The following is a 24,895-nucleotide window of genomic DNA, read 5'->3' on the forward strand; positions in this document are numbered from 1 at the left end:
ACAGGAACAATATTGTGTCTTATTTATTTGTCGCATTTGATTATACTATGAACCATTATAAATAACTCTAATTATTTTATTTTTAACAGTTGCATATTTTGAATTGTTATGATACTATTTAATCATAGGAACAAAACAAATTGTTAGGCTAACAGAAAATTAGTTAGCATAATGATTTTGGAAATGAAGGATGAATAATCAAAATGCCGATGGAAGTTGGTGTTGAGACCATTCAGTTTGCATAGGCATTTGGTTACGACACCAAACAGTTAGTTTGTATGACGCCAAGATGCGTGAAAGGTGAGGAGCGGTTTTTATGAAAAATGAATTGGAAAATTTGAAACAAATTGCTCACGGGTTAGCTCAGCAGTTTGGCGAAACTTGTGAAATTGTAATTCACGACGTACGGACGCCGGAAATGGAAGGTACCGTTGTTTGTATTGAAAACGGCGAAATATCTAACAGAAAGTTAGGTGACGGACCGTCACATGTGGTGCTCGATGCACTTAAGAATGACGGCAAAGATTTGGAAGACCGATACGGTTATTTAACCAAAACTAAAGACGGTCGCGTTTTTCGCTCCAGTACCATGTACATGCGTGATGATAAAGGGCAAATTACGTATGTGTTCTGTATTAATTCAGACATTACCAATTTGATTCATTTGCAACAAATGGTAAATCAACTCACGGAACCGGTGGGGCTCGCGACGAGCACTTCGGCAAGTAAAGAAGCCGACGGGGCTGAACGAATTACGACGAGCGTAACTGATTTGCTGGATGATTTAATTGAGCAGGCGGTGGCTAAGGTAGGTAAGCCGGCGCAGCTCATGACGAAGGCCGAACGGTGCGAAGCTTTGAAGTATCTAAACGATGCGGGCGCCTTTTTAATATCTAAAGCGGCGGACAAAATCGGAGAATACTTCGGCATTTCAAGATTTACTTTATACAGCGATTTAAACGCTGTTAAAGATAAAGAGAAGGAAGAGCAAATTAAAGCGAAAGTTAAATAATGGGGACATAAACATCGGTTACAGCACCGGCTGATTCGCTCACATAAGGGGCTGATAATCAGTCTGACAATTTGTTAGCCGATACACATAGGATGGATTTAGAGGTTAGTAGGTATGGGAGGTATAACATGGATTCATTGAAGTGGCAAGTTAATACATTACCTAAGGGTAATGATGATAATTTAGCTATCATGTCGGTGGCGGAAGCCAAAAAAGCCCGCGCGTTTCATCAGAGTTTTCCACAATATGAAACAACACCGTTAACGCAACTGCCGCAGTTGGCCAGATTCTGGGGCTTGGGAAGCCTTTTTATTAAAGATGAATCATATCGTTTCGGCTTAAATGCCTTTAAGGTATTGGGCGGCTCGTATTCGATGGTCAAATATGTAGCGCAGCAGCTCCATAAAGACGTATTGGATTTGCCGTATAGCGTAATGACATCCGAAGAATTGCACAAACAAATGCCGGAGATTACGTTCTTTACGGCTACCGACGGTAACCATGGTCGCGGGGTAGCTTGGTCAGCTCGTCAATTAGGTCAAAAAGCCGTTGTATTTATGCCAAAAGGGACGACTAAATCCCGCTTGGAGCATATTCAGCGCGAAGGGGCTACGGTAACCATTGAAGATCTCAATTATGATGATTGTGTGCGTAAAGCGGTAGCCGAAGCGGCTAAGGTCAAAAACGGCGTAGTTGTGCAGGATACAGCCTGGGAAGGGTATGAAGAGGTACCAAGCTGGATCATGCAAGGTTACGGCACGATGGCCTTGGAAGCGGGTGAACAATTGGCGACGGCCGGTGCTATGCCGACTCACATTTTTGTTCAAGCCGGGGTAGGATCGTTAGCCGGTGCCGTTACAGGCTATTTTAGAAATTTATATAAAAATGAGGCGCAACAACCGAAAATTATCGTAGTGGAAGCTCAAGCGGCAGATTGCCTATATCAAGGGGCTGTAGCCGGTGACGGCAAACCGCGTATGGTGGGCGGCGATTTGCAGACGATTATGGCCGGTCTTGCTTGCGGCGAGCCGAATACGATAAGTTGGGAAATTTTACGAAATCACGCTGATGTGTTTGTATCCGCACCGGATTGGGTAGCCGAGTGGGGCATGCGCATCAGTGCAGCTCCGATAAAAGGGGATACGCCGATTACATCCGGAGAATCCGGCGCAGCACCGTTGGGGACGGTCGCAGCCATTATGACTTGTCCGGAATATAAGGAATTAAAAGACATCTTAGGTTTGGACGAAACATCGAAGGTATTATGTTTCTCCACCGAAGGCGACACCGATCCGATTCGCTATAAAGACATCGTTTGGTACGGTAAAAAATAAGGGAATCAATTAATTGATTTTGGTGAGAATGCGTAGAAATTAGGTTAATCAATTAAATGATTATAAGTAAGAATGTGTAGGTATTGAGGAGGTTGTATTATGGATTTTGAAGCTATCAAAAAAGCAGCGCAGAGCTATGAAGCGGCTATGACGAAATGTTTGCGTGACATCGTGGCAATTCCCGGTGAAAGTGCTGATGAAAAGGGCCATGCCGATCGCATTGCGGAGGAAATGCGAGCCGTAGGTTTTGATGAAGTGCTGATTGATCCGCAAGGGAACGTGTTGGGCTATATGGGAAGCGGTAAAACGTTAATTGCTTATGATGCTCATATTGATACGGTAGGTATCGGCAATCGTGAAAACTGGACATTTGATCCGTATGAAGGTTTTGAATCGGCCACCGAAATCGGCGGTCGCGGTGTATCGGACCAGTTGGGTGGTATCGTTTCCGCCATTTACGGCGCTAAAATCATGAAAGACTTAGGCCTTTTGAACGATAAATATCGCGTACTCGTAACCGGTACCGTTCAGGAAGAAGACTGTGACGGCCTTTGCTGGGAATACATGATTAAAGAAAGTAAAATTCGCCCTGAATTTGTAGTATCTACGGAACCTACGGACGGCGGTATCTATCGCGGTCAACGAGGACGTATGGAAATCCGCATCGACGTAAAAGGCGTTTCCTGCCACGGCTCCGCACCGGAACGCGGTGACAATGCAATTTATAAAATGGCCGATATTTTACAAGATATCAGAGCCCTTAATGAAAACGATGCGGCCGCTGAAACGAAGATTAAAGGCCTCGTAAAAATGCTCGACAAAGAATATAACGATCAATGGGAAGAAGCGCAATTCCTCGGTCGCGGTACGGTTACCGCTTCGGAAATCTTCTTCACATCCCCAAGTCGTTGCGCCGTAGCTGACTCTTGCGCCGTATCCTTGGACCGCCGCATGACAGCCGGTGAAACTTGGGAAAGCTGCCTCGATGAAATCAGAGCTTTACCGGCCGTACAGAAATACGGCGATGATGTGACCGTATCCATGTACCAATATGATCGTCCATCGTACACAGGACTTGTATATCCGATTGAATGCTATTTCCCAACCTGGGTTATTCCTAAAGACCACAAGGTAACAGTTGCGCTTGAAGAAGCCTATAAAGGCTTATACGGCACGGAACGCATCGGCGACAGCACGACCGTTGAAATGCGTAAAGCACGTCCGTTGACGGATAAATGGACATTCTCCACTAACGGCGTTTCCATTATGGGACGCAACGGCATTCCATGTATTGGTTTCGGTCCGGGCGCAGAAGCACAGGCTCATGCACCGAATGAAAAAACTTGGAAACAGGACCTTGTAACTTGTGCCGCTGTATATGCAGCTTTACCAACTATGTATTGTAAATAAAGGGGATAGTATCATGACAGATTTCAATAAAGTAGTTAGTGAATTAGCCAAATTGGATTGTAAAAATATATTCGGCGAGGATTTTTTCCTTACCTGGGAAAAAAGTGATGATGAATTAAAAGCCGTTTGGGCCGTAGCTGATGCGCTTCGTGCTTTGCGTGAACAGAATATCTCCACGAAAGTGTTTGACAGCGGTCTCGGCATCTCCTTATTCCGCGATAATTCAACCCGTACACGCTTCTCCTTCGCATCCGCTTGTAACCTCTTGGGCCTTGAAGTGCAAGACCTTGATGAAGGTAAATCGCAGATTGCCCATGGTGAAACGGTTCGCGAAACGGCCAACATGGTATCTTTCATGGCCGATGTAATCGGTATTCGCGATGATATGTACATCGGCAAGGGCAATGCGTATATGCATGCCGTGTCTGATGCGGTTAAAGAAGGCTTTGAAGACGGCGTGTTGGAACAGCGTCCGAATCTTGTGAACCTGCAGTGCGATATCGACCATCCGACTCAGGTTATGGCCGATGCAGCTCACATTATTAAAGAGTTCGGCGGTATTGAAAACTTAAAGGGCAAAAAAGTGGCTATGACTTGGGCTTACTCTCCATCTTACGGCAAACCTTTATCCGTACCGCAAGGGGTTATCGGCTTATTCACGCGCCTTGGCATGGAAGTTGTTTTGGCCCATCCGGAAGGCTATGAAGTAATGCCGGAAGTAGAAGAAGTAGCTAAGAAGAATGCAGCGGCATCGGGCGGTTCTTTTAAAAAGACCCACGACATGAAAGAAGCCTTCAAAGACGCTGATATTGTATACCCTAAGAGCTGGGCACCGTTCGCGGCTATGGAAAAACGAACTAAATTATATGGCGATGGCGATTTAGAAGGAATTGATACCTTAGAAAAAGAATTATTACAACAGAATGCTAATTATAAAGATTGGGCTTGCACCGAAGACATGATGAAGCTCACTAAAGACGGCAAAGCCTTATACTTGCACTGCTTACCGGCCGATATTACCGGCGTAAGCTGTGAAACCGGCGAAGTAGACGCCACTGTATTTGACCGCTATCGTGTACCGCTTTATAAAGAAGCAAGCTATAAACCATACGTAATTGCCGCTATGATTTTCCTTAGCAAATTCAAAGACCCTGTACAGAAATTGAAAGATTTACAGGCTAAAGGTAAAGCGCGCATAGATCGTTAATTGGAAGCAAGGTACTGTGGCTATAGCGTAGCAAAACTACCCTATAGCCCGGTGCTAAGGTATAAGTTTCAGAGGTATACAGTATGGCAAAACGGGCAGTTATTGCATTAGGTGGCAATGCATTGGGCAATACGCTACCGGAACAGATGCAAGCAGTTAAAGGGACCTCAAAAATCATCGTTGATTTGGTTGAAATGGGGTACGAAGTTGTTGTCACACACGGCAACGGTCCTCAAGTGGGGATGATAAATAACGCTATGGCTGCATTATCGCGAGAAAATCCGAAACAACCGAATACACCATTATCGGTTTGTGTAGCCATGAGTCAAGCCTATATCGGCTATGACCTTCAGAACGCGCTAAGAGAAGAACTGTTAAATCGCAACATTCGTGACTTAGCAGTGTCCACCATGGTGACGCAGGTACGGGTCGATGAAAATGATCCGGGGTTTAAAAATCCTACGAAGCCGATCGGTCACTTCATGAGTGAAGCAGAAGCGCGCTATGCGGAAGAACATTATGATTACAAATGCGTAGAAGATTCGGGGCGCGGTTGGCGACGGGTAGTCGCTTCGCCGGCACCTATGGAAATTGTGGAACTGGATGCCATTAAGCAACTCGTAGGTCATCAATTGGTGATTTGCTGCGGTGGCGGCGGTATTCCGGTTGTGAAAAAAGACTATCATTTAAGCGGGGCCTCCGCAGTTATTGATAAAGATTGGACCAGCAGCGTCTTGGCACAGGCTATTGATGCGGATGTATTTATAATTTTGACAGCCATTGAAAAAGTAGCCATTCATTTCGGTAAGCCGAATGAACAGTGGCTCGATGAAATGACGGTAGCGGAAGCTAAACAATATGCTGCGGACGGTGAATTCGCCGCCGGTTCCATGCTGCCGAAGGTAGAAGCGGCCATTCAATTTGCTGATAGCAAACCGGGCCGCACAGCCATTATCACCTTATTGGAAAAAGCCAAAGAAGGGCTTGAAGGCAAAACCGGTACACGTATACACCGGTAGAAAGGTGGCTAACTATGTTATTACTTGGCGAAGGTACGGTTATTACAAGAAATCCGGCTCAGCCTATGATTACGCGCGGTGCCGTCGTGATGGACGGCAAGACGATTATCGCGGTGGGCGGTTACGATGAGCTGAAGGCGAAATATCCTGACGCTACCGTAATTAATGCGCATGGCAAGTTGATTATGCCGGCGTTTATTAATGCCCATCATCATATTTACTCCGCTTTGGCACGCGGGCTGGCACTACCGAATTACAATCCCACTAACTTTAACGAGATTTTAGAAGGCATGTGGTTTTATTTAGACAATAATCTAAACAGAAATTCCGTGTGGGCCAGTGCGGTGGCTACCTATATGGCCTGTATTGAAAACGGCGTTACCACGATTTTTGACCATCATGCCAGTTATGGTGAAACGGCCGGCAGCCTCAGTGTTATCGGTGATGTGGCCAAAGAGTTTGGCGTTCGTTCCTGTCTTTGCTACGAAGTGAGCGATCGGAACGGGCAAGAAGCCATGGAAGCAGCCGTAGCGGAAAATGTGCGCTTCGGTAAGACAGTAAAAGAAGCTGATCCGGAGGATATTGAATTAGCGGCTATGTTCGGTCTCCATGCATCGTTTACATTGAGTCCGGCCACGCTTGATTATGTACGGACGCAAAATACGGACGGTTTGGGCTATCATATTCACGTTGCCGAAGGTATAAGCGATGAAGAAGACAGCATCGTTAAATACGGTAAACGGGTTGTCAATCGACTTTATGACGAAGGGATTTTAGGACCGACTACGATTACCGGCCATTGTATTCATATTGATGCGGATGAACTTTCAATTCTTAAAAAGACGGATACTATGGTTGTCCATAATCCGGAAAGTAATATGGGCAATGCCGTAGGGGCACCGGATATTTTGGCCATGACTAAAGCGGGTTTACGTGTAGGTCTCGGCACGGACGGTTACACCAGCGATATGTTGGAATCCTATAAAGCGGCGAATTGCCTCGTTAAACATCGCAGCGGTTTACCAAATCAAGGGTGGGTTGAAATTCCGACCATGCTCTTTGATACGAACCGCAAGATGGCGGAACAGTTTTTCCACATCACCACCGGTATTTTGACACCGGGCGCAGCAGCCGATGTAATTGTGATGGATTATGAACCGCCAACACGCTTAACCGCTGATAATATTAACGGTCACCTCCTATTCGGTGCCAACGGCATGAATGTAGTGACGACAATCAGTAACGGCGTGGTGCGGTACCAAAATCGCCAATGGCAGGGCCTCGATAAACAGGCGTTGCTCGGCGAAGTACGTGAGATAGCCGAAGAACTGTGGCATCAACTAAAGGCTTAAATTGGAAGCGTAATCTTCCGGCAGACATCATAGGCAGAAAGTTATAGCCGACATTATAGGCCTAAACTACAGACATAAATAAGAAGTATAAATTACAGGTGTAATGTATTCGATGTTCGCAAAAAGGAGTGAGTCCTCATGAGCGATATTATGTACCCGGTAAGTTTTGATAAATTAATGAATCATATTCTACAGGAATATGCTCTTCATCAACGTATTTATAATGTAACTAAAATTCACCACTACGAAGGAACCAAGGTGCTGAAGTTGTTTGGCAAAACCTTGGAAAACCCATTGGGACCGGCAGCCGGGCCGCATACCCAGTTAGCGCAGAATATTATTGCCGCCTATGTGGGCGGCGCACGGTTTATCGAATTGAAAACCGTGCAAACCATGTACGGCGAAGAACTTGGTATTCCGAGACCATGCATCTACTCCAATGATGAATCGTACAACGTGGAATGGTCCGCTGAATACAGAGCGGATGAAGCCATGGCGGAATATATTAAAGCCTGGTTTGCCCTCAAATTAATCAGTAAAGAATTTGGTTTGGGGAGTCCGGACGGCTTTATCTTCAATATGAGTGTGGGCTACAATTTAGCGGGCATCAAAGACCCTTTAATCGACGCTTTTATTGAAAACTTAAAAGACGCCGGTAAGACGGAAACCTGGCAGGCTTGCAAAGCATGGACCTTGGCTAATTTAGACAGATTCAAGCAGATTGATGCAGCTTATGTTGAAAACATTAATTCAGATATTTGTCAGTCCATTACCTTATCTACCATGCACGGTTGCCCGGCCAATGAAATTGAAGCCATTTGCAGCTATTTGTTGGAAGAAAAGGGTCTCAACTTATATTTGAAATGTAATCCTACTTTACTCGGCTATGACCGCGTACGCACTTTATTGGACGATGCCGGTTTTGCCTATGTAAAGTTTGATAAACATCAATTTGAAGTGGATCCCACTATGGCTGACGCCGTGCCGATGATAGAGCGCTTACAAGCGTTAGGTCAAAAGTGCGGTAAGCAATTCGGCGTTAAGCTCACCAATACCTTCCCGGTTCAAATTCTTGAAAAAGAACTGCCGGGTGAGCAAATGTATATGGCCGGCAAAGCCTTATTGCCATTGACGATTACCTTGGCGGCCGAGCTGAGCCGAGCATTAGACGGTAAACTCGCTATTTCCTATAGCGGCGGCGCCGACCGCAAGAGCATCGGGGATATTTTTGAAACCGGCATTTGGCCGATTACGGTATGTACCACCTTGCTGCAAGGTGCCGGTTACGATCAGCTTGATGATTTGGCAAAACGCGTAGAAAGTAAAGACTATGATTCTATTACTGCGTTAAATGTACCGGCCATCGAAAAGTTGGCACAAACCGTGGCGCTATCACCGGAATTCCACAAAACCGAGGCTATGCGCATAAAAAGAGCGAAACAGCCCGGTTTTCAGGCGGCTCACAGTGAAGATTACCGGTGCCGCGTAACCTGTGGTACTTGCGTTCGTGTTTGCCCGAACCGGTCTAATGAACTCGTTACGGTGTATGGTCAAAAACTGATTATTCACATTGATGAAGCGTGCAATGAATGCGGTAACTGCGCCTGCAATTGCATCGAACCTTGCCAACCGTACAAAGATCGATTGACCTTCTTTTTAGACAAAGCGCGGTTACAGGCAAGTGAAAATGACGGCTTCTACAAAGCCGGTGAAGAATGGGGGTTCCGTTTTAAGGGGCAGGAAGCCGTGCTTCCGCTTGAAAAATTACCGAGCCCGTTACAGTCGATAGTAAGTGCATTCAGTAAGGAGCTGCCTTATTATCTATAACCCTTCAATGTTGAAGGAGGGAGGCTTACCCTATGTTTAAATTTCAAATTAACGGACAATGGCATGAAACAGCAACGGACAAGACATTGCTTCAATATTTGCGCGATGACCTTCACTTAACGGGGACGAAGGATGGTTGCGCAGCGGGCGCTTGCGGGGCTTGTACAGTCATTGCCGGCGGGAAAAAGGTAAAAGCCTGTGTACTTAAGGTTTCACAGTTGGCGGATAAGCCGGTTGTGACCATCGAAGGCTTGACGGAGCGAGAAAAAGACGTGTATGTATATGCTTTTGGTGAATGCGGTGCCGTGCAGTGCGGTTTTTGTATTCCCGGCATGGTTATGAGCGCCAAAGCATTGTTAGATGAGAATTTAAATCCTACCCGCGACGATGTGAAGTTAGCGATTAACGGTAATATTTGTCGCTGCACGGGGTATGTAAAAATTGAAGACGCCATTTTGTTGGTAGCGAAACTATTTCGTGAAAACAGTCCGATTCCCGAGAGCGACAGATCCGGTAAAATCGGTAGCTTACTCCATCGGGTCGATGTGAAGGAAAAAACCTTGGGCACCGGTTTATACACCGATGACATGGTGTTGCCGGGCATGATTTATGCCAAAGCGGTACGCAGTAAATATCCGCGAGCCGTGGTGGAACATATCGACATTTCCAAGGCCTTAGCCCATCCCGATTGCGTAACGGTGCTATTGGCGAAAGACGTGCCTTTTAATAAAACGGGGCATATCATCCAAGATTGGGACGTGCTCATCGCCGAAGGCGATACGACGCGCTATATAGGCGATGCCATTGCCCTTGTGGCGACAGAACATAAGGACACGCTTGATGAAGTGTGCAATTTGGTGGACGTTACCTATACGGAACTGACCCCGATTCTAACGCCGGAAGCGGCTATGGCACCGGATGCACCGCTCATTCACAGTGGTGGCAATATGCTATCCCATCAAGTGCTTAATCGCGGTGATGCGGACGCAGCCATTAAAGCGGCTAAATATGTGGTAACCCGTCACTATTCGACGCCGCAAACGGACCATGCGTTCATGGAACCGGAATGTGCCATTGCGGAACCGCGTGAAGACGGCGGACTCAACCTGTATACGGGTGGTCAAAGCGTGTATGATGAGCAACGCGAAGTAAGCCGTATGTTAAAAGTCGATCAAAGTGAAATTCATGTTCACAGCATGCTGGTAGGCGGCGGTTTCGGCGGCAAGGAAGACATGAGCGTGCAGCATCATGCGGCACTCATGGCTTGGCATACCAAGCGGCCGGTGAAAGTGAAGTTTTCACGACAGGAAAGTCTGGACATTCATGTGAAGCGCCATGCTATGGAAATGGATATTACCACGGCCTGTGATGAAGAAGGCAATTTGGTAGCCAGCAAGGTTGTTATTGTGTCAGACGGCGGTGCTTATGCATCCTTGGGCGGTCCGGTTTTACAAAGGGCCTGCACCCACTCGGGCGGACCTTACCACTATGACAACTTCTCGGTGGAAGGTACCTGCTACTATACCAATAATGTACCGGGCGGTGCGTTCCGGGGGTTTGGCGTAACGCAAAGCGTGTTCGGTCAGGAAATTAACATTGATTTACTCGCCGAAATGGTGGGCATGGATCCTTGGGAGTTCCGTTATAAAAACGCAGTTCGCCCCGGTGAATCCTTACCGAATGGGCAATTGGCGGGACCGGAAACGGGGCTCGTTGAATGTTTGGAAGCGGTAAAAGAGGCCTACTATGCTTCACCTAGAACGGGTCTCGCCGTATGTATGAAGAATAGTGGTATCGGCGTAGGCTTGCCGGATACGGGTCGTGTACGCCTTGAAGTACGGGACGGTAAAGTGCGCATTCGTACGTCTGCAGCCTGTATCGGCCAAGGTTTGGGTACCGTAGCCACTCATATTCTCTGCGAAACTACCGGAATTTCGCCGGATGATGTCATCGTTGAGGCGCCGGATACGGATAGAACGCCGGATTCGGGAACTACCACAGCATCGAGACAGACTGTTTTCACCGGCGAGGCAACGCATGTGGCAGCCCAAGAGCTAAAAGCTGTGCTTGATTCGGGGAAAACGTTAAAAGACCTGGAAGGTTGTGAATATTACGGTGAATATCACGGCATTACGGACCCGATGGGCAGTGACAAACCGCATCCGGTAAGTCATGTGGCGTACGGTTATGGCGCCTGCGTGGCCACAATCGATGAGAAAAACTTTGTAAGTAAAATGGACGTAGCCTTTGATGTAGGACGTGTCATTAACCCGAAAGCCTGTGAGGGGCAGGTTGAGGGCGGTACTTTGATGGGCATGGGCTACGGCGTAACAGAAGATTTTAAAATGGATAACGGTCGTGTAGTAACTAAATATGGAACCTTGGGTTTACTCAGAGCGAAACAGCGGCCGGACATTACCGTACATTTTGTTGAAAAGGGTACGCCGGACCAAATGGCGTACGGAGCGAAAGGGATTGGCGAAATTGCCAGCATTCCGATGGCTCCGGCTATATCCAATGCATACCGTCATATTGATAAAGAAGAACGTCGGCGACTTCCTTTGCAACATACAGGCTATAAACGATAGGCAAGGAGTTGAAGGGGTATGACAACGGATAGAACCGAAGTAGTGCAGTCGAACGCTGTAGGCGTCGATGAACTTACGGAAACACTAACGGATGAGGTTGAAGTAACAATGCCGGGTGGCACCAAGCGCGTGAATCCGGTAGATGAAATTTTACCGGTGGGACAGATGTTTGCTTACGGCTTGCAGCACGTACTGGCCATGTATGCCGGTGCGGTAGCCGTGCCGATTATTATCGCCCAAGGATTGGGCCTTTCCACAGAACTTTTGACATGTTTAATCAATGCCGACCTTATGGCGGCCGGCATTGCTACCTTGATTCAAACCTTGGGGGTCTGGAAAATAGGGGCCAGAATCCCAATGATTCAAGGTGTTAGTTTTGCCTCGGTAGCACCGATGTTGGTTATCGGCCGAGAATTCGGCCTTACGGCCATCTTCGGCGCCGTTATCGTGGCCGGCTTAATCGGGTTCTTGATTTCGCCGTATTTCAGTAAATTGATTCGTTTTTTCCCACCCGTTGTAACGGGGACAATTATTACCTTAATCGGTATTTCGCTCTTACCGGTAGCCGTTCGCTGGGCCGGCGGGGGCAATCCGAATTCAGCGGATTTTGCAAGCCTTCACAATCTGGGCTTAGCCATAATTACGTTAGCCATCGTGGTGCTCGTGTACCGTGTATTTAAAGGCTTTATCAGTAATTTATCAATCTTAATCGGTCTCATGGGCGGCACTATGGTGGCGTACTTTATGGGCTATACCGATTTTAGTGCCGTTGGTCACGCTGACTGGGTCAGCATCGTGCCACCACTGTATTTTGGCTTCCCACGGTTTGAATGGTCCGCCATTTTGTCCATGCTGATTGTAATGCTCGTTATTATGGTGGAAACGACTGGTGACTGCATTGCTATCGGTGAAATCGTAGGGCGCAAGATCAATAAACCGCACCTCGCCGCCTGCCTCCGGGCTGACGGTATCTCCACCGCTTTGGCGGGTGTACTTAATACCTTCCCACATTCTGCGTTTGCTCAAAACGTAGGGCTTGTAGCGGTAACGGGCATTAAGAGCCGCTATGTAGTGGCTTGCTCCGGTATTATTCTATTGGTATTGGGCTTATTCCCTAAGATGGGGGCCTTGATTGCGTCCATTCCGAGTGCCGTTCTCGGCGGAGCCGGTCTTGCCATGTTCGGTATGATTATTGCCAGCGGGATTCGCGCCTTAGGTAAAGTATCCTTTGAAGGCAATTATAACTTGATGATTGTAGCAGTCAGCATCAGCGTGGGCATGATTACACTAGTGTATCCGAGCTTTTTTGCCCGCTTCCCTGAATGGGCTCAGACCGTAATGCATAGCGGCATTACCTTGGGCAGCTTGGTAGCCGTGCTTATGAACGTGCTCTTGAACGGCAGCGAAGGACATCCTTCAGATCGGCCGGATAAGATTAAATAGTTTCTTTACTCTTTTGAGACCGCTATCAAAATTACTTTCATATGAGATGCTTTGTTTTTTCAAAAAAATAATTTTGACAAAACGGAACAATCATTGTTTAATAAATAGCGTAAATATATAGTTAACATTAAATAAGAATAAATTATTAAACAACAAAAAATAGTTATGAATTTGCTGTACGGATATTTGTCTTATTGATAGAAACTGTATAAAATATAATTATATAAGAGGGTATATAATTATCAGTAGGTATTAAGCAGGTTGTTAGTATGAGGAGGTTCTCATGAGCGAAGAAACAAAACGGTCATTACATCCCGTGGATGAAATGCTGCCGCCTACGCAACTATTTGCCTATGGCTTGCAGCACGTATTGGCCATGTACGCCGGTGCCGTAGCCGTACCGATTATTGTGGCTCAGGCCATGCATTTGTCAGCGGAACAGTTAATTCACTTAATTAACGCGGATTTATTTACTTGTGGGATTGCCACACTGATTCAGACTTTGGGCTTTTGGAAAGTGGGCGCTCGTATTCCGATGATTCAAGGCGTTACCTTTGCGTCAGTTACACCGATGATTGTTATCGGTACGCAAGGCGGTATGACGGCCATCTATGGGGCCATAATCGTGGCCGGCCTGTTTACCTTCCTGATAGCGCCGTATTTCAGTCGTTTAATTCGTTTATTCCCGCCGGTGGTAACCGGTACAATCATCACGATTATCGGTATTACTTTATTGCCGGTATCCGTGCGTTGGATTACAGGGTATGGCAAGCCGACATCACCTGAATTTGCCAGTCCTATGAGTTTATTTTTGGCCTTTATTACCTTAGCCATTGTTATTATCGTATATCGTTATTGTAAAGGCTTTTTGAGTAACATCTCCGTGTTGATCGGGCTCATTGGCGGCACTATTATTGCCACCATCATGGGCGTAGCCGATTTCAGCAAAGTAGGTCAAGCGGATTGGGTGGCATTTATTACACCATTCTCCTTCGGTTATCCGACCTTTGATGTGGGCGCCATCATCTCCATGATTATCGTTATGTTTGTAGTTATGGTAGAAACGACCGGCGACTGTGTGGCTATCGGTGAAATTGTAGGGAAGCCGATGGGGCGTAAAGGACTCGCCAGATGTTTGCGGGCCGACGGTTTATCCACCATGCTCGGCGGTATTTTTAACAGCTTCCCATACACGGCGTTTGCTCAGAACGTAGGCCTTTTGGCGGTAACTCGTGTAAAAAGCCGTTTCGTAGTGGCAACGTCCGGTCTTATCCTCGTGGTGCTCGGCTTAGTGCCTAAGATGGCGGCCATTGTTGCGTGCATTCCGAACTCCGTGTTGGGCGGTGCCGGCATTGCCATGTTCAGCATGATTATTGCCAGCGGTATTCGTGCACTTTCCAAAGTAAACTTCGATGGCAACTATAACTTGATGCTCGTAGCCGTAAGTATCGGTATGAGTATGGTAACCTTGACCGAACCGAACTTCTATCATAACTTCCCAAGCTGGACGTCCGTTATTCTTCATAGCGGTATCACCCTTGGCAGTTTGACCGCCGTTGTGTTGAACCTTATCTTCAACGGCGTGGGTCACGAAGAAGCGGTGGAAGAGGAAGATTAATCGGTTAATTGGCTGAGCAATCATAAAAAGATGATGCTTAAAATCGTCTGAATTTTTGCAAAATAGAGGGACCACATTGATTTGTGGTCCCTTGTTGTTTATTCAACGATACGCGGTATTCAGCATAGCTTCGAACTCGATAGTATTATGTTGAATAAATATGGCATTATTTTGTTAAACAGTATTAAATTCAATTATAGCATGTTATAATAAAGTTTAGAATATTGAAAACAATCAATGCGGGCGTTGCCGGTGCAACATACAAACCGGCGCCTGCGGTGGCATACTAGATATAGATTATTAGAACCGGTGCATGTTTTAGATTTATGGTGGCTATGGTTTTAATGATGATGTATTTTTGTATGCAACAGAAAGGATTTACATATATATGGCAAAGATTATTGCTATTTCCATAAGTGAAAAAAAGGGTCAGAAAAAACACAACATTCCGGAAGCGGAATTGTTGACCGATTTCGGCATGGCCGGTGATGCCCATGCCGGCAAATGGCACCGTCAGATTAGTTTGCTCGGCATTCAGAGTATCGACTTGATGCGCGCTAAAGGGGCCGATGTGAATCCCGGCGATTTTGCTGAAAACATCACCGTGGAAGGTCTCGTTTTATACGAGTTGCCGGTCGGCACGAAGCTCAATGTGGGCAACGGTATTGTCCTTGAAGTGACACAAATCGGCAAGGAATGTCATTCCGGTTGTGAAATCCAAAAACAGGTGGGTTCCTGTATTATGCCGACTCAAGGGATTTTTGCCCGCGTGCTTACAGGCGGCAAGATTCGCGTCGGCGATGAAGTGACCGTCAGTAACGACTAATTTTATTTTAAATAAATCAGATTTGAATCAAGCAGAAACTACCGAATCAGTAGTTAATAAATCGGTAGTTAATAAATCGGTAGTTAATAAGTCTGTACCGAATGATTCGGTACCGGATAATACAGAAGTGTGTAAAGGAGAATTGTATGGTGCAGGATAATTGGCAACGGACAATTGAATATGTGCGTCTTTCGCTGACCGAAGCCTGCAACTTTTGTTGTCCTTATTGTCGGCCGGAGGCGATTACGCCGGAAAGTCAGACGAACTTATTGACGCCCGATGAATGGCTCACCGTTTTGGGAGCGTTTCATCAACTGGGCGTGCGAGCCTTGCGTCTTACGGGCGGTGAACCGCTACTCTATCCGCATTTAGACGAATTACTCCAGAAATTGCAGGAGCGTCAGTGGTTTGAAGATGTATCCATGACGACCAACGGCAGTTTGCTGGGGAAGCGTGCCAAGGAGCTTCAAAAGCTTGGTCTTAATCGCGTAAACATCAGCCTTGATGCGGTTGATGAAGATACCTTTGACATACGAACCGGACGAATCGGTGAGTTATCGGCCGTTATAGAAGGTATTGAAGCGGCACTTGCCGCGGGCTTTACGTCCGTTAAAATAAACACCGTGTTGATGGAGCCCATGTCCGATGACATGGTGCGATCCCTCTTGGCATATATGGAAAAATGGCCCGTAATTTGGCGTTTTATTGAATACATGCCGTTCCAAGGCCAGACATTTAGAGGCCCTACTTTTGAAGAATGGCAGGCTCAATTAACCAGAATCTGCGGGGGGCCGCTGATTCCGGTTGAAAAGAACGGAGCGAAAAAGGATGCTAAAAAGGGCGCTGAAAGCGGAAACGGTCATGCTCTTGACGCTGATGAAGTCAACGCCGATAAAGTCAATGCCGATAAACCGACCGCTGCTAAAAAATCCAAATCGGTAACCGGCTTCGGTCCGGCTACGTATTACGCATTGCCGCAAGGTCCGGTGGTGGGCTTTATTTTCCCAATGAGCCACAGCTATTGCCATGAATGCAACCGCGTGCGACTCACATCGGACGGGCGTTTGCGTCTTTGCTTATTGCGTGACGATGAAGCAGATTTGGTCAGCTTGGTGCGACAGGGTAAATCTTCCGAAGAATTGGCTGAGCACATTAAAGATGTATTGCAGCTGCGTCGTGAGCAGCATGAAGGGCCGGATATGGCAGCGCCTAAGCGTGCCATGTGGCGCATCGGCGGTTAGTCATTGCTTTTATTGGGTGTAAAAGGCAAGACTTAATCATTATATGAGGTAAAATGCGGTTTAGGCTTGACTGTAGGGTGTCGTCAGCCTGAATAGAGTAAATGAGGTGGTGTAATGAAACGATTTGATTGGGGCACAACGGCTAATGGTGAACCTGTTACTATGTATGAATTGGAATCGGATACAATTAAGCTGCGCGTAATCGACAGAGGGGCCACCATCGTCGACTTTATTGTAAAACCCTTAGAGCGCAACATTGTGTTGGGCTATGACTCCTTACAAGGTTATGAAGAAGGAACGGCCTATTTAGGTGCGTCAGTTGGTAGGGTTGCCAATCGAATTGCCGGCGCCCGCTGCGAAATTGACGGCACCGAGTATCATTGGAAGCCGAATAATGGGCCCAACTTACTTCATAGCGGTGAAAACAGCTTGAGTTTTGACGTGTGGCATTTAGTGCCGCAAAGCGCCAAACAGGCCTTTAACTATGATAAAATCACGTTGGCCACGATGTTGCGCAGTGAAGAAGACGGCTTTCCCGGCGACTTGCGAGTACAACTGGATATTATCGTCAATGGGGCGGACGTGAATTTAACGTATCGCTATATGACATCCCGTAATTCCGTAGTTAATATTACGGGGCACAGTTATTTTAATTTGAACGGCACCGATTTAGCGAGCGTGACCAAGAATCGTAATTTTGCCGCTCTGCAGGAGGCACCAGAGGCGTCGACTACTAATGAAGGCCCTAAAGAACAACCGTTGATAACGAATCACCAATTGCGCTTAGACGCGATTCGTTACATGCCGTTTGGTGAAAACCAAATCCCTACCGGTCATATTGCTTCGGTAGAACGAACACCTTTTGATTTCAGTGTATGGCGTACCTTAGGGAACAATTTGAATGCCTATAAGGAAGAATTGGCGGAATATAGAGGCTATGATCATCAGTATGTTTTGCGCCTGCCTACGACCAGCAAAATGTTTGCGCTACCCGTTAATCACCGTTTCAGCGATAGGGAGGATATGACCAAACACCTGGCTTTGTGTGGGACTATGCACGTAGCTGATTTAGCCCTGGAAGTATATTCCAATGCGCCGGGCTTTCAATTGTACACCGGTAACTGGCTCGATGAGACCGGCCGTGACGGCGTGCATTACGGGCCTTACAGCGGCATGTGCATAGAGCCGCAATTTGCCCCGAATGATGTGAACATGCCTAATTTCGGCGAATCGCTGACAAAAGCGGGGACCATTTATGAGCGGCATATTACCTATAGAGTAGATTTACTCAATGGCTGACAAAAACGATAATATATTTTACAATTAAAGTATGATACTTGACCGGTTGTGCCAAGCACAGCCGGTTTTATTTATATTGATATACCTGTTTACCAAGGAGGTTAAGACCTATGGACGCATTTACATTTCATAATCCGACCAAAATCGTATTTGGCAAGGACTGTGTAGCTCAATTAGAGCAAGATTTGGCAAAATACGGTCAAAACGTGCTGTTAACCTATGGCGGTGGCAGTATTAAACGCAACGGCATCTATGACGACGTCATGGCGCAACTTAAAGCGGCCGGTAAAAACGTCATTGAACTAAGCGGTATTATGTCCAATCCGCGTACTGAAAAAGTGCAGGAAGGGGCTGATTTGTGCCGTGAACATAAGATAGATTTCATCTTGGCGGTAGGCGGCGGATCCGTTATTGATTGCTCCAAATTCATTGCGGCAGTGGCTAAAACAGAGCCCGGCTATGACTGGTGGGAGCACATGTTTATGAAGCGTGAAAACGTAACCGATGCGTTACCGTTTGGTGTTGTGCTTACCATGTCAGCCACAGGCAGTGAAATGAACAATCGCGGCGTTGTGACCAATTGGGAATCGCAGAAGAAAATGGGCGGTTACGGCGATGCGCTGTTCCCTCAGTTCTCCTATTTAGATCCGGTCTACACCTATTCCATGCCGCATAATCAGATGATTAACGGTATTTGCGATATGCTCTCCCATTTGATGGAACAGTACTTCTCCTTGCCGGAAACCAACAACTTGAGCGATGCCCTCATTGAAGCGGCTTTTAAAAACATCATGGCTAACGCAGCTGTTGCCATTAAAAATCCGGAAGACTATGAAGCTCGTTCCAACCTCATGTGGGGTGCAACGTTAGCTTTGAACGGTATTATGGGGCTTGGCAAAAAACAGGATTGGATGGCCCATCAGATTGAACATGCGTTGTCCGCTTTTTACGACATTCCGCATGGTGCGGGCCTCGCCATTGTACATCCAATGTTACTTCGTTATATTTACAAAGATCATTTACCTCGTTTTGTTCGCTTTGCTAAAAATGTATGGGGTCTCAGCGAAGACGAATACGCCAACGAAGCCACCTTGGCCTTGGCCGGTATCGATGCGTTGCGCGCTTATTTCAAATCCATCGGGGCTCCCACAACTCTTACCGAAGTGGGTATTCCGGCTGAAGCGTTGCCTAAGATTGCTGAAAAATCTAACAGATATCTGACATCCTATACCAACTTTACGACGGAAGATATTTTGGCGATTTATCAGAGCGCGTTATGATTAATTTTCGATAATTAATTGATAAGAGCTTTTCAAGTGTTTAAAGAAAATTACAATATATATACCGAAACTTTACATAAATGAACTGTTTGTTCATTGCTATTAATAAATAGAAGTGTTAGTATAACAGTAGCATATGGCTCTTAAGAGCTCTTGGTGATGGCGGCATCACCTACCCGAAAGCGGCACGAAAGTGTCGCTTTTTTGGGATAAATTCAAATCGGATATTATTGGGTAAGGGGAATTAGCTATGACATGGGATGACTACAAAGATTACGTAAAATCGCTTAGTGATGAAGATCGGGAAAATATGGAATTGATAGAAAAGCTGGCTGAGATTGCGACACGCCATTTAAAAGATAAAGGGGAGTAGCGAAAGCAAATTCGCTTGAGCAGATGTAGTATTAAATAGACTTTTTGCGGCAGAAAGTATTTATGGTAAATACAATAGCTGTTTGTAAAAAGATAAAACTCAATAAATTCTATTTCCTTTGAGGCGGTCTTATTTCTATTGACCGCCTCTTTTGTTCCATTCATCGAAAACTCGTTTACGCCTTTTCTAAAATAACATACAATGCTATCAGATAAAGATAGGTTATAAAATATCTTACAGCATAGTTTATTGCATTTATTTTAGTAGGTTTATGTTTATGGAAATGAACGGGCTTTATTTAGTCATTGCTTCGGCCCTCATACTCGTAATTGCCTATCGCTTGTACGGGTCATTCGTGGCGGCTAAAGTATTAACAGTAAATCAATATCGCACAACCCCGGCGGTAGCGATTAATGACGGGGTAGACTATGTACCAACCAACAAATGGGTTACTTTCGGTCAGCACTTTGCAGCGATTGCCGGTGCCGGTCCTTTGGTTGGTCCTGTAATTGCCGCTCAGTTCGGTTACTTACCGGGCGTGCTCTGGATTTTGATTGGTTCCGTATTAGCCGGTGCCGTTCACGACTTCGTGTTGCTTTTTGCATCCGTTCGTTATAACGGTAAATCCATTGCGGATATTGCAAAATCCGAAATTTCCAGCGTTGCCGGTATGGGCACGTTGCTTGCTACTTTGTTCTTGCTCATCATCACGATGGCCGGTATGGCAGCCGTAGTTGCCAACTCCCTTGAAAACTCCCCATGGGGCTTTTTCACAGTAAGTGCTACGATTCCTATCGCCGTATTCATCGGTATTTACCTTCGTTGGATTCGCCCGGGCAAAATTCGTGAAGCCACTGTTATCGGTGTAGCTTTAATCATGGCCGCTGTTGTATACGGTCCTGACATCGCTCATTCTTCTTTGGCCCCTTACTTCACTTGGGATCGTAAATCCATTCAAATCATGTTGGCTGTTTACAGCTTCTTCGCAGCCGCTCTACCGGTTTGGTTATTATTAGCTCCACGTGGTTACTTGTCCACTTACATGAAAGTCGGCACCATCGGTGCATTAGCCTTAGGTATTATTCTTGTTATGCCGGTTCTTCAAATGCCAGCTTTCTCCGACTATGTAAACGGCGGTGGCCCTGTACTTAGCGGTTCCGCAGTTCCATTCGTATTCATCACCATTGCTTGTGGTGCGTTGTCCGGTTTCCATGCGACCGTATCTACCGGTACAACTCCTAAAATGATTACGAATGAAAAAGAAATGCTCCCAATCGGTTACGGTGCGATGCTTACTGAAGCCTTCATCGCTATGATGGCTTTGATTGCAGCAACCAGCTTACATCCAAACGATTACTTTGCAATTAACTCCACTACGGAAACTTTCTCCGCATTGGGTCTTCAAGTTCAAGAATTGCCAATGCTTTCCCAGATGGTAGGGGAAGACTTGATGCACCGTCCGGGCGGCGCTGTATCCTTGGCAGTTGGTATGGCTCACATTTTCTCCAAAATTCCTAACATGTCTCACTTGATGAGCTACTGGTACCACTTCTGTATCATGTTCGAAGCCTTGTTCATCTTGACTTTGATCGATACCGGTACTCGCGTAAGCCGTTATATGGTGCAGGAATTATTGGGTATGGCTTGGCCAAAAATGAAAGACGCTCACTGGTTACCAGGCGTTTACATTGCGTCCTTCCTCGTATGTTTCACTTGGGGTTACCTCGTATTACAAGGTAACATCGGTACCATTTGGCCATTATTCGGCGTATCCAACCAGCTCTTAGCAACTATGGGTCTCGCCATCGGTACAACGGTTATCATGCACCTTGGCCACAAACGCTATGCATGGGTAATGATGATTCCATGTTTCTTCATTGCCATCATCACTGTTATGGCTGACTATCAAAACGTATTCGGCAACTACATTCCGGAAGGTCAGTGGATGCTCGTTGGCGTTAGTGTAGTCATGTTCATCTTGGTAGCAGTCGTTATGGTTGAAGCGGTTCGCAGCTGGATTCGTTTGGTAAAACAGCCGCAAGATTTCCGTACCGAAGCTGATATCGAAGAGGAAACTCTCGAAGATATGGAACCTGAAAACGTTTAATCGAACGTTAATAGGCTAAAAAGTAAACGACTAATAGCTTACAAACATAAATGTACGCCCTTAAATTATGCTGTTAAGCAGATAAAAAATGCCATAGACACGTTGCTCGGTGAAAACCGTAGTAACGATGCCTATGGCATTTGTCGTATATTGTTAAAATGTTTGAAGCTGATTGTTGAGGCTAGCTTATTAATTAAGCATTTGATGCTTTGTCGTATAGTCCAAGTCGTTGTCTTATAGTCCGCGGCTTTCTTAGCTGATGCCCAACAATTCTTTAATCAGTTTAACCTGTGCCTTGCTCACTGGAATATCTACGAGCTCTTGGCCTTTGGCCGTCTGCTGGGGCAAACGTAACCAATAAGTGCCTTTGAACCACGGAATGACTTCCTGCACTTTATTTAAGTTGACGATATAACTGCGGTGAACGCGGAAGAGGGATGTGCCTTTTAAGCGATCCTGTAACTCCGTCAGCGTTTTATTGGAGCCGTATTTACCGGTATCGGTATGAACGTCGAGACGGCCCGATTCACCGGTAATGTAGTTGATGCTGTCGATGTCGATGAGCATGATGTGGGCACCGTCATCAACGGCCAGTTTATTAGTGCGGATAACAGGCTTGATGCTTTGATCGTTTGCGTCGTTCTGCTTTGCACCGGCTACGCTGATAGCTTCGGGAGCACTTTTGGCTCCGGTGGCCGCAACTGATGTAGCATTGTTAGCGGCTGCATGGTTAGCGGTTGTACCATTACTTGCGGCTGCGTTACCGGCGGCTCCGGTGCCGTGTGACTGCGTATGGCCGGTGGCTCCCACCAATTTTTGCACATGCTGAACCGCTTTAGCCAAACGGTCATCTTCAATCGGTTTTACCACATAGTCTAAAGCCTGCAGCTCGAAGGCTTTGAGGGCATATTCATCATAGGCCGTGGCAAAGATGATTTTGCTATCCGGTGAAATGTCGTGAATGACTTGAGCCAGTTCCAAACCGGACAGACCGCGCATATGGATATCAAGGAAGATTAAAGCCGGTTTTTCACGGGTAATTAAAGAAATCGCGGCCGTAGCGTTGTCGGCTTCGCCGATAATATCGATTACATCACTGTGGTTGGTAGTGAGTAAGTACCGCAGCTCGTCGCGAGCCGGCGCTTCATCATCAATAAGGATGGTGCGAATCATAGAATCGCCTTTCTATTCCGTTCGTTCCGGTGTCGGATCGGATTCCGGTTGAACTTTAGGGATGCGGATAACAACGGTGGTGCCTTCTTCAGGAACCGAAGTAATTTCAAGACCGTACGGGGCACCGTAGAGACCGCGCAAGCGGCGATGCACATTGCTAAGTCCGATATGACCTTGTGGCGGATGTTCCAGATAATAATCCGGGTCGCCTTGGAAACCGACGCCGTCATCGGTAACGGTGATTATAATATCCGTGTCCGTCATGGTTCCTTCAATGGCGATGGAACCGCCCACCTCGCGCGGTTGGAGACCGTGCTTGATGGAGTTTTCAATAATCGGTTGCAGCGTTAAGGACGGGATGCCGTAGCTGAAAATAGCGGGGTCCAAATTATGCGTTACGAATAACTTATCGCCGTGGCGGGCAATGGCAATTTCAAGAAAACCGCTGACCTGAGCCCATTCTTTTTCAAACATAATAACGCGGCCCGTATACTGCAAGGTAAAACGGAAAATTTGCGAGAATTTGATGAGCAAACGCCTTGCCAGCTCCGGATTGGTACGAATCAATGAGGAAATGGTATTCAGCGTATTGAACAGAAAATGCGGATTAATCTGGGTATGTAATGCCTGCATTTTCGCTGCCTCGGTCAAACGACGTTGGTAGTCGATTTCCGTCAGCTCCAGCTGGGTTGAAAATAAGTCAGCCAGACCTTGAGCGAAGGCAATATCCGACGAATCCGGATGATAGGACGGCGATGTATAATACATCTTCAACGTACCGATGATACGCGTTTTTATCATGAGCGGTACCACAATGGCACTGCTGAGCGTACAGTTCGGGTGGGTACAACCGATTTCAGCTGGCGAGTAGGCGATATGAATCGTACCGGACGTCAACGAATCGATGGTTACATGCGTCAAATGGTCATTCATGCCGGGCGCATGGTGATTGCTTTCGGCCCCGATATAGGCGAGAACCTGCTTCGTATCCGTAATAGACACCGCGTCGTAGGGGCTGTGCTTTTTAATAATTTGCACAACCGCATTGGCCGAATCCGGATTAAGACCTTTACGGAAATAACGTACCGTTTCGCGGGCGATGGACAAGATATTTTGACTCTGATTCGCCTTTTGCTGCGTCCGTTGGTAGAGGCCTGCTTTGATGATATACATGAAAAGGGCAAGGCCTAACGAGTTGGCAATCGTCATCGGTACAGCGATGCTGTTTACGAGGGCGTATGCTTGGTCATAGGGCTGAGCGACGAGCAAGATGATAAGCATCTGCAGAATCTCGCTGAAGAACCCGATACCGAGGGCAATCGGCCACGGAATGAGCTTGCCTTTGTAGTATTTTTGAAAAAGACCGGCCAAGAACCCTTCGGTGATGGAGGAAATGGCACAGGCAAGGGCCGTAAAACCACCCAACGAATAGCGGTGCAAGCCGGACACGATACCGACGGACGTGCCGAGGTACGGGCCGCCAATGAGACCGGCCGCCATGATACCAATCATGCGCGAGTTGGCAAGGGCATCCTGAATGGGAATCCCGCCGTAGGTGCCGAGGATGGCGATGCTGGAAAAAATGACCGTAAAGGCGATGCGGTCGAACCACGATAGTTTGTTGACCATGAGACGGTCGAAAAGTTTGAGCCTTGAAACGATGAGCCCCAGTATGACGGCATAGCTGATGCGTTTTATCATTTCAAGTAAAAGTATGTCGATAGCCATGAAAAATCCTTTCGTTAATGCAATTTATTGTTATTATTATATCACAGATGCAAAATAC

The 24,895-nt window shown here is 46.5% G+C and carries 18 protein-coding genes; 16 read left to right on the forward strand and 2 right to left on the reverse strand.

Annotated features, from left to right (window positions below; all coding sequences use genetic code 11):
• The first annotated feature begins 316 nt into the window (after positions 1–316).
• From MXE28_RS04795 to MXE28_RS04865, 16 genes are all read left to right on the forward strand, one after another.
• Positions 317–1,012, forward strand: coding sequence for a helix-turn-helix transcriptional regulator (locus MXE28_RS04795; RefSeq protein ID WP_226974012.1), 696 nt, complete (start codon positions 317–319; stop codon positions 1,010–1,012).
• 128 nt (positions 1,013–1,140) lie between these two features.
• Entirely contained in the window at positions 1,141–2,346 is a 1,206-nt protein-coding gene (gene dpaL / locus MXE28_RS04800; RefSeq protein ID WP_226974013.1) for a diaminopropionate ammonia-lyase, read from the forward strand.
• 99 nt (positions 2,347–2,445) lie between these two features.
• Entirely contained in the window at positions 2,446–3,756 is a 1,311-nt protein-coding gene (locus MXE28_RS04805) for a YgeY family selenium metabolism-linked hydrolase (protein ID WP_156705160.1), read from the forward strand.
• Between the two features lie 13 nt (positions 3,757–3,769).
• The gene (gene ygeW, locus MXE28_RS04810; RefSeq protein WP_226974014.1) at positions 3,770–4,963 is read left to right on the forward strand and encodes a knotted carbamoyltransferase YgeW; all 1,194 of its coding nucleotides are present in this window, start codon (positions 3,770–3,772) and stop codon (positions 4,961–4,963) included.
• Positions 4,964–5,046: 83 nt separating this feature from the next.
• Complete coding sequence (arcC, locus tag MXE28_RS04815; RefSeq protein ID WP_247239876.1) at positions 5,047–5,982, forward strand: carbamate kinase; 936 nt, start codon at positions 5,047–5,049, stop codon at positions 5,980–5,982.
• Positions 5,983–5,996: 14 nt separating this feature from the next.
• On the forward strand, positions 5,997–7,334 hold the full coding sequence (ssnA, locus tag MXE28_RS04820) for a putative aminohydrolase SsnA (protein ID WP_226974016.1): 1,338 nt from the start codon (positions 5,997–5,999) through the stop codon (positions 7,332–7,334).
• A gap of 138 nt (positions 7,335–7,472) precedes the next feature.
• Positions 7,473–9,161, forward strand: a complete 1,689-nt coding sequence (locus MXE28_RS04825; protein WP_226974017.1) for a selenate reductase — start codon at positions 7,473–7,475, stop codon at positions 9,159–9,161.
• Between the two features lie 32 nt (positions 9,162–9,193).
• Positions 9,194–11,749, forward strand: coding sequence for a selenium-dependent xanthine dehydrogenase (gene xdh / locus MXE28_RS04830; RefSeq protein WP_247239877.1), 2,556 nt, complete (start codon positions 9,194–9,196; stop codon positions 11,747–11,749).
• 108 nt (positions 11,750–11,857) lie between these two features.
• Positions 11,858–13,192 carry a nucleobase:cation symporter-2 family protein gene (locus MXE28_RS04835; RefSeq protein ID WP_226974032.1) on the forward strand — a complete coding sequence of 445 codons (1,335 nt, stop codon included), beginning with the start codon at positions 11,858–11,860 and terminating at the stop codon, positions 13,190–13,192.
• Between the two features lie 283 nt (positions 13,193–13,475).
• Positions 13,476–14,810, forward strand: a complete 1,335-nt coding sequence (locus tag MXE28_RS04840; RefSeq protein ID WP_226974019.1) for a nucleobase:cation symporter-2 family protein — start codon at positions 13,476–13,478, stop codon at positions 14,808–14,810.
• 388 nt (positions 14,811–15,198) lie between these two features.
• Positions 15,199–15,636: an MOSC domain-containing protein gene (locus MXE28_RS04845; protein WP_226974020.1), complete on the forward strand. Its 438-nt coding sequence runs from the start codon at positions 15,199–15,201 to the stop codon at positions 15,634–15,636.
• A gap of 149 nt (positions 15,637–15,785) precedes the next feature.
• Positions 15,786–16,877 carry a radical SAM protein gene (locus MXE28_RS04850; RefSeq protein WP_226974033.1) on the forward strand — a complete coding sequence of 364 codons (1,092 nt, stop codon included), beginning with the start codon at positions 15,786–15,788 and terminating at the stop codon, positions 16,875–16,877.
• Between the two features lie 114 nt (positions 16,878–16,991).
• Positions 16,992–18,176, forward strand: coding sequence for an aldose epimerase family protein (locus tag MXE28_RS04855; RefSeq protein ID WP_021841250.1), 1,185 nt, complete (start codon positions 16,992–16,994; stop codon positions 18,174–18,176).
• Positions 18,177–18,286: 110 nt separating this feature from the next.
• Positions 18,287–19,456 (forward strand): iron-containing alcohol dehydrogenase, encoded by a 1,170-nt coding sequence (locus MXE28_RS04860; protein WP_226974021.1) that lies wholly within the window; start codon positions 18,287–18,289, stop codon positions 19,454–19,456.
• Between the two features lie 250 nt (positions 19,457–19,706).
• Positions 19,707–19,829: a hypothetical protein gene (locus tag MXE28_RS11535; protein WP_021841252.1), complete on the forward strand. Its 123-nt coding sequence runs from the start codon at positions 19,707–19,709 to the stop codon at positions 19,827–19,829.
• 277 nt (positions 19,830–20,106) lie between these two features.
• Positions 20,107–21,936, forward strand: a complete 1,830-nt coding sequence (locus MXE28_RS04865; RefSeq protein WP_281493525.1) for a carbon starvation protein A — start codon at positions 20,107–20,109, stop codon at positions 21,934–21,936.
• A 252-nt stretch (positions 21,937–22,188) separates the two neighbouring features.
• On the opposite strand, the gene MXE28_RS04870 is transcribed toward MXE28_RS04865, so the two are convergent.
• Both MXE28_RS04870 and MXE28_RS04875 read right to left on the reverse strand, forming a co-directional pair.
• Positions 22,189–23,109, reverse strand: coding sequence for a LytTR family transcriptional regulator DNA-binding domain-containing protein (locus MXE28_RS04870; RefSeq protein ID WP_127059357.1), 921 nt, complete (start codon positions 23,107–23,109; stop codon positions 22,189–22,191).
• Positions 23,110–23,121: 12 nt separating this feature from the next.
• The gene (locus tag MXE28_RS04875) at positions 23,122–24,837 is read right to left on the reverse strand and encodes a sensor histidine kinase (RefSeq protein ID WP_226974022.1); all 1,716 of its coding nucleotides are present in this window, start codon (positions 24,835–24,837) and stop codon (positions 23,122–23,124) included.
• Positions 24,838–24,895 lie beyond the last annotated feature (58 nt).

The sequence above is a fragment of the Veillonella sp. KGMB01456 genome (genome assembly GCF_023051165.1).
In the GTDB taxonomy this organism is placed as follows: Bacteria; Bacillota; Negativicutes; order Veillonellales; family Veillonellaceae; genus Veillonella_A.